Raw genomic sequence first — 10672 nt, forward strand, 5'->3', positions numbered from 1 at the left:
CCGGGGCGCAGGATAGGCGATCGGACGCCGCACCGCCACGCCTCCCAGAGTAGCAAGCGCGGGACCGCGCGTCGCCCCGCGTGCTACGCTCCGTTAACCCTCTTCCGGTGAGAAACGGGGCAGGGAAACCGGCCGGGGCGCGGCGCCGCGCGGCGTCGTCTCCGCCGGCCTCTCTGCGCATCGAACGGCGCGTTGGCGACCGCCCCGCCGCAGGACGCGATGCGGTCCCGAGACCCGCTGACGGAGACGAGATCCGATGCCGACCGCGCGCGCCGGTGCCCTCCTGATCGCCCTCGCGGCAGCCCTGGCGGCCGGGCCGGTGGCGGCCGCTCCGGCCGCGGGCGCGTCCGCCCCCGAGGTCGGGGTCGGCCCCGTCACCAAGCTGCCGCTGCCGCGCTACGTCAGCCTCAAGACCGACCGGGTGAACCTGCGCGAGGGGCCGTCCAAGGACCACCGCACGCTGTGGGTCTTCCAGCGCGCCGGGCTGCCGGTGGAGATCGTCTCCGAGTTCGAGACGTGGCGCCGCATCCGCGATTCGGAGGGCACGGAGGGCTGGGTGCTGCACTCGCTGCTCTCGGGCCGGCGCACCGCGGTGGTGCTGGCGCCCGGCGACAAGACCGCGCCGGTGCCCCTCTACGCCGAGGCCGAGGGCCGCGGCGGCGTGGTGGCCCAGCTCCAGGCCGGCGTGATCGGCAGCATCAAGTCCTGCACCGGCGCGTGGTGCCGCCTCGTCGTCGCCCTGCCGCAGAAGCGCGGCGACGTCGACGGCTACCTGCGCCAGGACCGCCTCTGGGGCGTATACCCGAACGAGAAGGTGGAGTAGGTCCGGCATCGCCAGGGGTGAGCGCAGCCTTCGCCGCTCCGCCACCGGCCACATGAGCCTCAGGATTGTCGCCATGTAGCTTTTACGCTACAAGGCGGCATGCCGACGATCCGCGAGACCGGTCCCTTCACCGACTGGCTCGCCGGCCTTCATGACCCGCAGGCACGCGCCCGGATCAACATCCGAATTCGCCGGCTGTCGCTCGGCAATCCCGGCGACGTGAAACCCGTGGGCCAGGGCGTGAGCGAGATGAGGATCGATTACGGCCCGGGATACCGGGTGTACTTTCTCCGGCGCGGAGCCGAGATCATCCTTCTGCTGTGCGGTGGGAACAAATCCTCTCAGTCGGCGGACATCGCGCGGGCGAAGCAGATCGCAGCGGAGCAGGGCTGATGACCGGTGAAACGAGAGAGTGGGATCCTGTCCGCTACCTCCGCGATGACGAGGACGTCCTCGCCTATCTGGACGCGGCCTTCGAGGACGGTGATCCGGCCCTGATCGCGGCGGCGATCGGCGACGTGGCGCGCGCCAGAGGCATGGCGAAGGTCGCCCAGGAGACGGGCAAGTCCCGCGAGAACCTCTATCGGGCGCTCTCCGGTCAAGGCGATCCGCAGCTGTCCACCTTCGTGTCAGTGCTGGGCGCCCTGGGACTGAAGCTCCGCGTCCACAAGGCGGAGGCCTGAGCGGCCGGACTCCGAGCCCTCGCGCGTCACGACTTCGCGTCGCGCTTCGACACGAAGTTGAAGTCCTCCACCAGCACGTCCCGGACGACCTCGGCGCCGAGCCGCTCGTTCACCTTCTGGCGGATCTCGGCGAGGCGCTTGGTGACGTTGTACTTCTTCAGGCGGCGGAAATCGAGCTCGGTGTCGGTGTAGATCTGGCGGAAGGCCTCGTCGATGACGAAGGAATTGGGCGGCACCGGCAGGGCATGCATCAGCTTGGCATCCGCCGTGAAGACCAGCGTCGTGACGATGTAGCCCTGCACCGCGCCGTCGGCGATGATCGGCACGTTGATGGCGCGCAGCTTCTGGTACTGGAGCCCTTCGAGGTAGGGCTCCGTCTTGGGTGCGAACAGCCCGGCCCCATAGGTCACCATGCCGTAGCACGACAGGACCGTGGCGGCGCAGATCCAGATTCCCGTGACGACGACGCGCATCGGGCGGCCTCAGCGCGCCGCCCGGGGCGCGGCCGTGTAGGTGCCGTCGGATTCCGCGGCGCGCAGCGCGCCGGTGATCACCTCCGACACCTCCTCGGCCGCCCGCAGGTGCAGGGCCACGACCTCCTGGTTGCGGGCGAGCTTGTCGCGCAGGCGCATCAGGCAGGCGGCGACCGCGGGATCCGCCAGGGCGTCGTCCCGCCGCGCGAGCCGGGTGAGTTCGAGCAGGCTCTGGCTCTTGCGCCGGTTGAACGCCTCCTGGTCGATGGCGGCCTGCGCCGAGAGGGCATCGGTCTCCGCATCGATGGTGGCTTCGAGCCGCGTGAGGGAAGCGAGCAGCATGGGGGACGCTCCGGCGCGTTCAGAGTTCGGTTTTCTTGACGGCGGTCTGGTCGGGATGGGCGGCGGCCAGCGTGCGGGCGATGCCGAGGCCTCCGGCCTTGGCGATCTGCCCGCCGATCTGCTCGGCGAGCATCGACTTCCAGTACTTGCCGGCCATGCCCTTGCCGAAGACCGAGCCGGCCTTCTGCGGCAGCATCGCCTCCACGAAGTGCTGGATCACGAAGGCCTCGAACTGCCGGTAGGGGCCGGCCCCGCGGGGGCCGGAGACGGCGGTGTCGGTCTGGGCGGCCGTCATCGTCCCGCGGGCATCAAGGGGCATGTGCGTCGAGCCGCCGACCGCGCGCACCGCGTCCGCGAAGGCGGCCGGGTCCACGGGAGTGCCCGGCGCCTGCAGCTTGGCGGCGGCCTCCTGCAGCCGGGCCGGATCGGCGGCCCGCGCCACGTCGAGCACGATGTCGGAGGGCGGTTTGATGCTCATCGCGGTCGTCTCTGGGCCATCCGGATTTCTTGGCCGTCGGGATCTCGGGCCGCCTGAACGCGCGGCCATCCCGGGGCGCCGGGATCGGTCGCGGCCCAGCCATAGACCCGCTGGCTTACGGCAGGCTTGCGTCGCCGCCGGCCGCCAGCGCGTCGAGGCGCGCGAGGAGGTCGCGCCGCTCCTCCTCGCGGCGGTGCTCGGCGCCGAGCCGGGCGAGGCGGCGCTCGGAGCGCTTCTGCGCCAGCGCCTGCTCGCGCACGGCCTCCGCCTGCCGCTCCGCCGTGCGGCCGAGATCGGCCGCCTCGCCCGCGAGCCCGCGCAGGCGCCGCGCCGCCGCCTCCAGGAAGAGCCCGCCCGCTTGGTCGGAGAGCGCCGCCAGCAGCTCCGCCTGCCCGGCCTCCAGGGCGGCAATCCGGCGGCGGGTCTCGGCGAGGTCCCACTCGGCCGCCCGGCGCATCTGCCCCTGGAGGTCCATCAGGCGCTCGGCCCGGGCGATGGTCTTGGGCTTGCGCATCGCCCTCAGCCCCGCCGCAGCCAGAGCGCGTAGGCACCGATGAACTGCATCATGAACTCGTTCGACAGGAAGTAGAGCAGCATCAGCCCGCCGAAGATCACGAACGGCGTGGCGACGAAGTAGACGGGGATCGTCGGCGTCAGCTTGTTGGCGAAGCCCACCGCGACGTTGACCACCACCGCGTAGACGATGAAGGGCGAGGTGATGCGCAGGCCCAGCACGAAGACGCTGGTGGCCTGGTCGACGATCTGCACCAGGGCCGCCTGGGCACCGATGCCCTCGCCCGGCGGGATGCGGCCGTAGGACTCGACGAGGCCGCGAAACAGCTCCCAGTGCAGGTCGGCGGCGAACAGGAGCGCGGTGGCGGCCATCGCGATGAGCGCCACGAGGGCGCTCTGCGGCTCGGTCCCCTCCACCGTGGTGCCGGGAATGGCCGAAAATCCCACCGCCATCGTCACCGCCGTCATCACGGTCTCCAGCACGAACAGGAAGATCCGGCCGAGGAGCCCGATCAAGAGCCCGGTCAGGCTCTCGGTGAGGATCCAGCCGAGCGTCGCGGCGGGGGGCTGATCGGCGAGCCGGCCCTGGAACAGGGAGAGGAGCAGCGGCGAGAGCGCGAAGGTGACGGCGAGCGCCAGAAAAAGCCGCACCTGCGCGGGGATCCGGGCGCTGGAGAAACCCGGCACGACCATCAGGCAGCCGCCGATTCGGCAAAAAATCAGGAAGACGGCCAGGAAGGTCTCGGGCGTCAGCAGGGTCACGCGATCGTCCCGAGGGACTTGATCTCGACCCCGCGGGCGATCTCGAGGTGCGAGAGCACCGGCAGCGTCGGGAAGATCCGCTCGATGATCATGCGCACGTAGGGGCGCGCGTCCGGGGCGGTGACGAGGGCGAAGACGTGGGTGTCGCGCTGGCGGGCGCGGATCGCCTCGGCGGCCTCGGTGCCGAACTGCTCCACGAGGCGCGGGTCGATGTCGAACTCGATCACCTCGCCCTTGGCGTCGCGCTTGAGGCTCTGGTGGAAGGAAAGATCCCAGCGGCTGCCCAGCCGCAGCACGCAGAGCGTCCCGTCCTCCGCGAGATCGCCGCAGATCTGCTGGGCGATGCGCATCCGCACGTGCTCGGCGATCTGCTCGGCCCGGCGCGCATGCGGCGAGATCTCGGCGATCGCCTCCAGGATCAGGTGCAGGTTGCGGATCGAGACCCGCTCGGAGAGCAGCAGCTTCAGCACCGCCTGCAGGCCCGAATAGGAGATCTGCGAGGGGCAGATCTCGTCGAGCAGCCGCTTGTACTCGGGGTCCAGGCGGTCGATGAGGGCGCGCATGTCCTTGTAGGAGAGGAGATGCGGCAGGTTGTTGCGGATCACCTCGGAGAGGTGGGTGAGCAGCACCGAGATCCCGTCCACCGGCTCGAAGCCGGCGCGGCGCACCTCCGCCCCGTAGGCGTCCATCACCCACAGGGCTCGCATGCCGAAGGCGGGCTCGCGCACCTCCTCGCCCGGCACGTCGGGCACCGGGCCCTCGCCCACCACCACCAGCGCCTGGCCGGGGCGCATCTCCTGCGTCGCGGCCGCGGTGCCGTGGATGCGGATCTGGTAGCTCTTGGGCGGCAGCGAGAGGCTGTCGGAGAGCTTGATGTCCGGGACCACGAAGCCGTACTGGACCGCGAACTTGCGGCGCATCTTGGCGACTCGGTGACTCAGCTCCGCTTGGCCCCCGAGGCCCTGGGCGGAGAGATGGCGCCCGAGGCACAGCTCGATCTCGGGGGTCTTGAGGAACTCCTTCACCGAGTCGCGGCCGGCGGCCTGCTTGCGCTCCTCCTCGGCCGCGTTCCGGGCGGCTTCCACGGCGCGTTTTTCGGCCGCCCGGCGCGGGATCACCCAGGCGATGGAGCCCAGGAGCGCGCTCAGGGCCACGAAGGGCAGGAAGGGCAGCCCCGGCACCAGCGCGAACAGGAACATCAGGGCGGCCGCGACCGCGAGTGCGCGCGGATAGGCGCCGAGCTGGCCCAGCACCGCCTGCTCGGCGGTGCCGCGGGTGCCGCCCTTCGAGACGAGGAGGCCCGCGGCGAGCGACACCACGAGCGCCGGGATCTGCGAGACGAGGCCGTCGCCCACCGACAGCTTGGTGAAGACGTCGGCGGCGGTGCCGAGCGGCATGCCGTGGCGGGTCGTGCCGATGATGATGCCGCCGAAGATGTTGACCGCGATGACGATCAGGCTGGCCACCGCCTCGCCGCGCACGAATTTCGAGGCGCCGTCCATCGAGCCGAAGAAGGCGCTCTCCTCCTCCAGCTCGCGGCGGCGGCGCTGCGCCTCCTTGTCGTCGATCAGACCGGCATTGAGATCGGCGTCGATCGCCATCTGCTTGCCGGGGATCGCGTCGAGGGTGAAGCGGGCGCCCACCTCGGCGATGCGGGTCGCGCCCTTGGTGATGACGAGGAAGTTCACCGTGATCAGGATCGCGAACACCACGATGCCGATCACGAAGTCGCCGCTCATCACGAACTGCGAGAAACCCTGGATGACGTGACCCGCCGCGCCGACGCCGTTCTGGCCGTGCGAGAGGATCAGCCGCGTCGTCGCGATGCCGAGCGCGAGGCGCAGGAGCGTCGCGATCAGCAGGACGGTGGGGAAGGAGGAGAATTCGAGCGGCTTCTGGATCCAGAGCGCCACCATCAGGATCAGCACCGAGAGCGCGATCGAGAAGGCGAGCCCGATATCGATCAGGATCGCGGGGATCGGCAGGAAGAGCACCGCCAGGATGGCGACGATGCCGGCCGCGAAGCCGAAGTCGCGCTGCGATTTGCGCTCCAGCCCGATTGCCTCGACCAACGCCATCGCGACTCCCCGTCCTCGGCCGTCACCCGGGAGGGTTGTCGGGCAGCAAGCTTGCGCGAGGGTGGCCGGGGCGGTGCGACGGCCTCCGGACGGGATCGTGCCGGGGCCGGCTCAGAACCCGGTGGTGATCCGCCCGTAGGTCGCTTCCGTGAAGGCGTAGAGCTGCGTGCCGATGAACGAGCCGGTGACCAGCATCACCAGCAGGATCACCACGATCTTCGGCACGAAGGTGAGGGTCACCTCTTGGATCTGGGTGAGCGCCTGCAGGAGCGCCACCGCGATCCCCACCGCCATCGCGGCCGCGACTGAGGGGCCGGCCCCGATGATGATGGTCCAGATCGCGGCGCGGACCAGTTCGAGGGCGTCGATCTCGTTCACGCGTCCCGTCCTCCGGTCCGGGGCGTCACGCGATCACGACGCCGTTGCCCAGCAGCACCTCGCGCCCGTCCGTGAGGCGCGCGAGCGGGCCGTCGGTGGTGATCTTCACCGAGGCCACCGTGCCCGAGATGGTGCCGTCCGACGAGGTCACGGTGCGGCCGATCGCGGTGTCGGCCTGCGACAGGTAATTCGAGGACAGGATCGCGTCGAGCTTCTGGTTCGTCTTCGTGCTCTGCTCCACCTCCGAGAAGGTGGCGAGTTCGCCCATGTAATCCGTCGAATCCATCGGCTTCGTCGGATCCTGGTTCTTGAGCTGCGTGAGGAGCAGGGTCAGGAAGGCGTCCGCATTGACCGAGGAGGCGAAGCCCGAGCCGGTCTTCTTGGTCGCGGTCTGGCCGGTCGGGGCCGTTCCCTGCGAGATGTTGCTGACGTCCATCGCGTGGTCCTTTCTCGTATGGCCGGGCTTGCCGGCCCGGGCGGAATGCTCAGGCGCGCCGGCGCGCCGGCACCCGCTGCGGCGGGGCGGGCGCGCGGGCCAGAACCGCGTCCTCGGCCGGGTAGAGCCCCCGGATCAGCTTCAGCGCCTCGAACGGGCGCCCGCCCGTCACGAAGGCGAGGGCGGATTCGAGGCCCTGGCGGATCTCCGCGTTGGCGAGAGCGCCCATCAGCCCCTCGTGCAGGCGCCCGTAGAGGGCGCGCGCTTCCTCGGCCTTGGCCGGGTCGATGAGCATGATCTGGGCCGCGAAGTAGAGCTGCCGCAGGGGCGTCGTCGCCTGCTCCTGCTGGAGCACGTGGTGCTCCAGCAGGAAGGTCGCCTCGTTCAGGAGTTCGAGCGAGACCCGGCGATCGACCCGCAGCACCGCGCCGTTGACGTACACCCGCTCGCCGGCCCGGAGGGAGAGGTGCATGGCGCGGGTCATCGCAGGCCGTCGCGGATGGCCGTGTTGACGTCGATGAGCGCGGTGAGGCTGCGGCCGGGCGCGCCCAGCACCTCGCTCGCCTCGCGCATGCACCACAGGCCGATCGACACGAGATCGTTGCGCAGGGCGTCCGGGAGGCTGTTCTCGGGGCTGAGCAGGTCCTCGATCAGCACGTCCCACAGGCGCTGATGGAAGGTCACCGCCTCGCCCCGCTCCTCGAACGGGGCCTCCGCCGCGTTCGCCTTCCGCAGGAGCGCGAGCGCCCGGTCGAAGGCGGCCCGCTCCCGCTCGCGGCAGAGGTCGGGGGCGTCTTCGAGGATCTCGGAATAGGAAAAACGGTACATCGTCGATGATGCCTCGCGTGACTCACGGACCGGCCGGGCTCGCTGCCTGGGTCGCGCCGATCCCCTCAAGGGGGCTCGTCGCGCCCGCGCCCAGCCGGGCTCAACTCTCCCAGGAAAGCTTTTGCATACAGTTAACGCTCGCACATTCCCGGTTCAGAGTGAGTCGGATAGGTCACAAGAGACACTTTTGCGATGACAAACAATGTATTTTGCTAATTTTGCTCTACGCATTGTTTTTGTCGTACCAATCGGCACGGCGCCATGGCAAGGAAACTACAGGTAAGACACGAGGCTGAGCTGACGAAGTTGGGCCGTGAGCGAGTAGGACATCTGGATCTGGGTGGTCAAACGGTCGATCCGGGTCTTGGCCTCGGCCGGGTCGACGCCTTCGAGTTCGCCGATGCGGGTCGCCAGCAGAGCCTTCTGGGCGGTCATGCGGGTCTCCGCCTCCTTGATGCGGGCCTGGCTGGTGCCGAGCCCGCCCTCGATCCCGGCGACACCCGCGCTCGCCTCGCGCAGGCGCGCGGCGATCCGGTCGGTGACCACCGCCTGCGTCTCGGCCGAGAGGCTGCCGGTCCCGAGCCCCGAGGCCATCACGTAGGCCATCGCCAGGGTGCGGAACGGTGCCGCGTTGGCGGAGGCCGAGGTCTCGGCGGTCTCGTCCGGGGCGATCCGGCTCTGGATGGTTCGGCTCGACGCGTCGGACCACGTGCCGCTCCAGGCGGTCTCGGTGAACAGGCCCGCGAACGGCCCGTCGAGGAAGGCGGCCATCTGGGCCGGCGTGATCGCCGCCGCCCCGGCCGCGCCGGGATCGACCCCGAAGGCGGTCCGGAAGGCCGCCTCGACGGCGCCCCGCGCCGCGGAGGGCGGGCTGCCCGCGTAGGCCGTGAGCGGCGCCTCCTGGGCGTTGATCCCAGCGAACAGGTACTGCCCCCCGCTCGACCCGTTGAGGGTGGAGGCGAGGGTGGCGAGGCGTTCGCCCGCCGCCGTGGCGACCAGCGTGCCGCGCTGCTGGACGGTCGCGGCGAGCAGTTCCTTCAGGGTCTTGTCCGCGTCCTCCCGCATCGTGCGCAGGGCGGCCTGGGTGCCGTCGAGGCGCAGGCTCGTCAGGGCGTTGTCCTGGGTGATCGCGTCGAGATCGGTGCGCTGGCGGCGCAGCGCGAGGCTGACGGCGGTGCGGCTGCCGAGCGCGAGGCCGAGATCGGCATGCGTCCCGGTCACCACCTCCTCGTTCGCCTTGGCCAGCTCCGCCTGCAGCCGCGCGGCCCCGGTGCGGGGCGCGTTCCACAGGTTCTGGGTCGAGATGTAGCTCGTCTTCATGGCGCTCACACGGCGTTGATCAGGGTCTTGAGCATCTCGTCGATGAGGGCGATCAGCCGGGCGGAGGCGGCGTAGGCCTGTTCGAGCTTCAGCGTCTGGGCCGTCTCGTCGTCGGTGTTGACGCCGGTGGCGTTCGACAGGGCCTCGGAGGCGCGCGACAGGAGCGTCGCGTGCGCGTCCGCCGCCTCCGACGCCTCCTTGCGGCGCCCCTCCAGCCAGCCCACGGACGAGGCCGCGAAGTCCTTGAGGGAGGCCCTGCCCCGCAGGTCCGGCCCGGGATCGAAGTTCTGCGCCTGCGTCAGCGCGCCCGCCAGCGCCCGCAGGCGGTCGGGATAGGCGGTGTTGGTCCCGGCACCGGCCGGGTTCGACCGGAAGGCCGCGCCCGCCATGCCGCCGTCGCGCAGGAGGTCGACGCTGCCCCCGGCCTGCGGGTCGACCGCCGCGTTGAGCCGCAGGGCCGCCGCGAGGCCGGTGGCGGGCGGACCTGCCGGCAGGAGCGCGCTGCCCGCCTCCGTGAACAGCCCGGCCCGCTCGGTGCCGCCGGCATCGCGCTCCCGGAACGCCAGGACGAGGCCGCGGGCGATCTCGTCGAGCTGCGCCCCGTAGGCGGGGGCGGTCTCGTCGCGCAGCTGGCTCAGGCCCGCGAGCCGGCCGGACTGGATCGGCATCGGGGAGCCCGCGCCCGTGACCGAAACACCCTCGATCATCACGGCGGCGCCCGCGACCCCGGCGGCCAGCGCCGGCGTCGGCGCGAGGCTCACCCGCCGGGGCCCGCGGTCGAACAGGGGCAGGCCGGAATCGGTGTAGATCGCGACGTCGCCGCCCTCGCGCACCTGCGTGGTGATGCCGATTTCTTCCGAGAGCGAGGCCAGGATGCGGTCCCGGGTGTCGAGGTCGTCGGTGACGTCGCGGCCGAGCGCGGTGCCGGTCATCACCGCGCGGTTGGCGAGGTCGAACTGGCCCAGGAGGCCGTTGACGCGCGCCACCGATTCGGCCATGGCGCCGTCCGCCTCCTGGCGCACCGCCTGCACGGCGGCGGCACCCTCGGCGAGGCTGCGGGCGAGGTCGCGCGCCCGCTCCACGGCCCCGCGCAGCAGCACCGGATCTTCGGGCTTGTTGGCGGCCGAGTGCAGGGCGGTGCCGAGCGCGTCGAGCCGCACGGCCGGCGAGGTGCCGTTCTCGGTAGTGCCGAGGGTGCGCTGGAGTGTCTGGAGCCCGTTCAGCAGGGCGTCGCGGCCCGCGAGGTCGGAGGTCGCCCCGATCATCCGGGTGTAGAGGGCCGCGTCGCTCGCCCGCCCCACCGCGACGCGCACGCCCCCGTTCAGCGTCACCACGGAGGCGATCTTGCGCGAGTAGGACGGGTCCGAGGCCCCCGCGACGTTGCGGGAGGCAACCGCGATCTGGGCGGCGTTGGCCTGGATCGAGGACCGCGCCGTGGTGAGCGCGAGGGAGAGGCCCATCGGAGGGTTCCGCGGCTGGACGAGGGCAGGGGGCGAACGGGATCACGGGGCCCGCGGGAGCCGGTCCGGCTCCCACGGGCGTGGTGTGTTCGCGCTTC

At 71.1% G+C, this 10672-nt stretch carries 15 protein-coding genes; 3 read left to right on the plus strand and 12 right to left on the minus strand.

Features of this window, described 5'->3' with window-relative positions; all coding sequences use genetic code 11:
- Positions 1-256: 256 nt before the first annotated feature.
- The 3 genes from ACKUB9_RS23440 (at position 257) to ACKUB9_RS23450 (ending at position 1506) form a co-directional block, all read left to right on the plus strand.
- Positions 257-823 carry an SH3 domain-containing protein gene (locus ACKUB9_RS23440; RefSeq protein ID WP_407527416.1) on the plus strand — a complete coding sequence of 189 codons (567 nt, stop codon included), beginning with the start codon at positions 257-259 and terminating at the stop codon, positions 821-823.
- Between the two features lie 99 nt (positions 824-922).
- The gene (locus ACKUB9_RS23445; protein WP_407527418.1) at positions 923-1216 is read left to right on the plus strand and encodes a type II toxin-antitoxin system RelE/ParE family toxin; all 294 of its coding nucleotides are present in this window, start codon (positions 923-925) and stop codon (positions 1214-1216) included.
- The gene (locus tag ACKUB9_RS23450; RefSeq protein ID WP_407527421.1) at positions 1216-1506 is read left to right on the plus strand and encodes an addiction module antidote protein; all 291 of its coding nucleotides are present in this window, start codon (positions 1216-1218) and stop codon (positions 1504-1506) included. The genes ACKUB9_RS23445 and ACKUB9_RS23450 overlap by 1 nt, the downstream gene beginning before the upstream one ends.
- A gap of 26 nt (positions 1507-1532) precedes the next feature.
- Here the strand turns inward: ACKUB9_RS23450 and ACKUB9_RS23455 are convergent, their stop codons facing one another.
- The 12 genes from ACKUB9_RS23455 to flgK all read right to left on the minus strand — a co-directional run bounded on the left by ACKUB9_RS23455 (position 1533) and on the right by flgK (position 10574).
- Positions 1533-1979: a hypothetical protein gene (locus tag ACKUB9_RS23455; protein WP_407527423.1), complete on the minus strand. Its 447-nt coding sequence runs from the start codon at positions 1977-1979 to the stop codon at positions 1533-1535.
- Positions 1980-1988: 9 nt separating this feature from the next.
- Positions 1989-2321 carry a flagellar protein FlgN gene (locus tag ACKUB9_RS23460; RefSeq protein WP_407527425.1) on the minus strand — a complete coding sequence of 111 codons (333 nt, stop codon included), beginning with the start codon at positions 2319-2321 and terminating at the stop codon, positions 1989-1991.
- A 19-nt stretch (positions 2322-2340) separates the two neighbouring features.
- The gene (locus ACKUB9_RS23465; RefSeq protein ID WP_407527427.1) at positions 2341-2799 is read right to left on the minus strand and encodes a rod-binding protein; all 459 of its coding nucleotides are present in this window, start codon (positions 2797-2799) and stop codon (positions 2341-2343) included.
- Positions 2800-2914: 115 nt separating this feature from the next.
- Positions 2915-3313, minus strand: a complete 399-nt coding sequence (locus tag ACKUB9_RS23470; RefSeq protein ID WP_407527430.1) for a hypothetical protein — start codon at positions 3311-3313, stop codon at positions 2915-2917.
- Between the two features lie 5 nt (positions 3314-3318).
- Entirely contained in the window at positions 3319-4074 is a 756-nt protein-coding gene (gene fliR / locus ACKUB9_RS23475; RefSeq protein ID WP_407527433.1) for a flagellar biosynthesis protein FliR, read from the minus strand.
- Positions 4071-6152 carry a flagellar biosynthesis protein FlhA gene (flhA, locus tag ACKUB9_RS23480; RefSeq protein ID WP_407527436.1) on the minus strand — a complete coding sequence of 694 codons (2082 nt, stop codon included), beginning with the start codon at positions 6150-6152 and terminating at the stop codon, positions 4071-4073. Before flhA ends, fliR begins: the two co-directional genes overlap by 4 nt.
- 111 nt (positions 6153-6263) lie before the next feature.
- The gene (locus tag ACKUB9_RS23485) at positions 6264-6530 is read right to left on the minus strand and encodes a flagellar biosynthetic protein FliQ (protein WP_407527439.1); all 267 of its coding nucleotides are present in this window, start codon (positions 6528-6530) and stop codon (positions 6264-6266) included.
- Between the two features lie 25 nt (positions 6531-6555).
- Positions 6556-6966: a flagellar hook assembly protein FlgD gene (gene flgD / locus ACKUB9_RS23490; RefSeq protein WP_407527442.1), complete on the minus strand. Its 411-nt coding sequence runs from the start codon at positions 6964-6966 to the stop codon at positions 6556-6558.
- Positions 6967-7015: 49 nt separating this feature from the next.
- A complete protein-coding gene (gene flbT / locus ACKUB9_RS23495; RefSeq protein WP_407527444.1) occupies positions 7016-7450 on the minus strand; it encodes a flagellar biosynthesis repressor FlbT in 435 nt (144 codons plus the stop codon).
- On the minus strand, positions 7447-7794 hold the full coding sequence (flaF, locus tag ACKUB9_RS23500; protein ID WP_407527447.1) for a flagellar biosynthesis regulator FlaF: 348 nt from the start codon (positions 7792-7794) through the stop codon (positions 7447-7449). The genes flbT and flaF overlap by 4 nt, the downstream gene beginning before the upstream one ends.
- Before the next feature lie 273 nt (positions 7795-8067).
- Positions 8068-9114: a flagellar hook-associated family protein gene (locus tag ACKUB9_RS23505; protein ID WP_407527450.1), complete on the minus strand. Its 1047-nt coding sequence runs from the start codon at positions 9112-9114 to the stop codon at positions 8068-8070.
- 5 nt (positions 9115-9119) lie between these two features.
- Positions 9120-10574 carry a flagellar hook-associated protein FlgK gene (gene flgK / locus ACKUB9_RS23510; protein ID WP_407527452.1) on the minus strand — a complete coding sequence of 485 codons (1455 nt, stop codon included), beginning with the start codon at positions 10572-10574 and terminating at the stop codon, positions 9120-9122.
- Between the last annotated feature and the right edge of the window lie 98 nt (positions 10575-10672).

This window comes from Methylobacterium oryzisoli (assembly GCF_046557895.1).
GTDB lineage: Bacteria > Pseudomonadota > Alphaproteobacteria > Rhizobiales > Beijerinckiaceae > Methylobacterium > Methylobacterium oryzisoli.

Coding starts and splice junctions, on each gene's coding strand:
- ACKUB9_RS23440 (WP_407527416.1), top strand. CDS start 257: ATGCCGACCGCGCGCGCCGGTGCCCTCCTGATCGCCCTCGCGGCAGCC.
- ACKUB9_RS23445 (WP_407527418.1), top strand. CDS start 923: ATGCCGACGATCCGCGAGACCGGTCCCTTCACCGACTGGCTCGCCGGC.
- ACKUB9_RS23450 (WP_407527421.1), top strand. CDS start 1,216: ATGACCGGTGAAACGAGAGAGTGGGATCCTGTCCGCTACCTCCGCGAT.
- ACKUB9_RS23455 (WP_407527423.1), bottom strand. CDS start 1,979: ATGCGCGTCGTCGTCACGGGAATCTGGATCTGCGCCGCCACGGTCCTG.
- ACKUB9_RS23460 (WP_407527425.1), bottom strand. CDS start 2,321: ATGCTGCTCGCTTCCCTCACGCGGCTCGAAGCCACCATCGATGCGGAG.
- ACKUB9_RS23465 (WP_407527427.1), bottom strand. CDS start 2,799: ATGAGCATCAAACCGCCCTCCGACATCGTGCTCGACGTGGCGCGGGCC.
- ACKUB9_RS23470 (WP_407527430.1), bottom strand. CDS start 3,313: ATGCGCAAGCCCAAGACCATCGCCCGGGCCGAGCGCCTGATGGACCTC.
- flhA (WP_407527436.1), bottom strand. CDS start 6,152: ATGGCGTTGGTCGAGGCAATCGGGCTGGAGCGCAAATCGCAGCGCGAC.
- flgD (WP_407527442.1), bottom strand. CDS start 6,966: ATGGACGTCAGCAACATCTCGCAGGGAACGGCCCCGACCGGCCAGACC.
- flbT (WP_407527444.1), bottom strand. CDS start 7,450: ATGACCCGCGCCATGCACCTCTCCCTCCGGGCCGGCGAGCGGGTGTAC.
- flaF (WP_407527447.1), bottom strand. CDS start 7,794: ATGTACCGTTTTTCCTATTCCGAGATCCTCGAAGACGCCCCCGACCTC.
- ACKUB9_RS23505 (WP_407527450.1), bottom strand. CDS start 9,114: ATGAAGACGAGCTACATCTCGACCCAGAACCTGTGGAACGCGCCCCGC.
- flgK (WP_407527452.1), bottom strand. CDS start 10,574: ATGGGCCTCTCCCTCGCGCTCACCACGGCGCGGTCCTCGATCCAGGCC.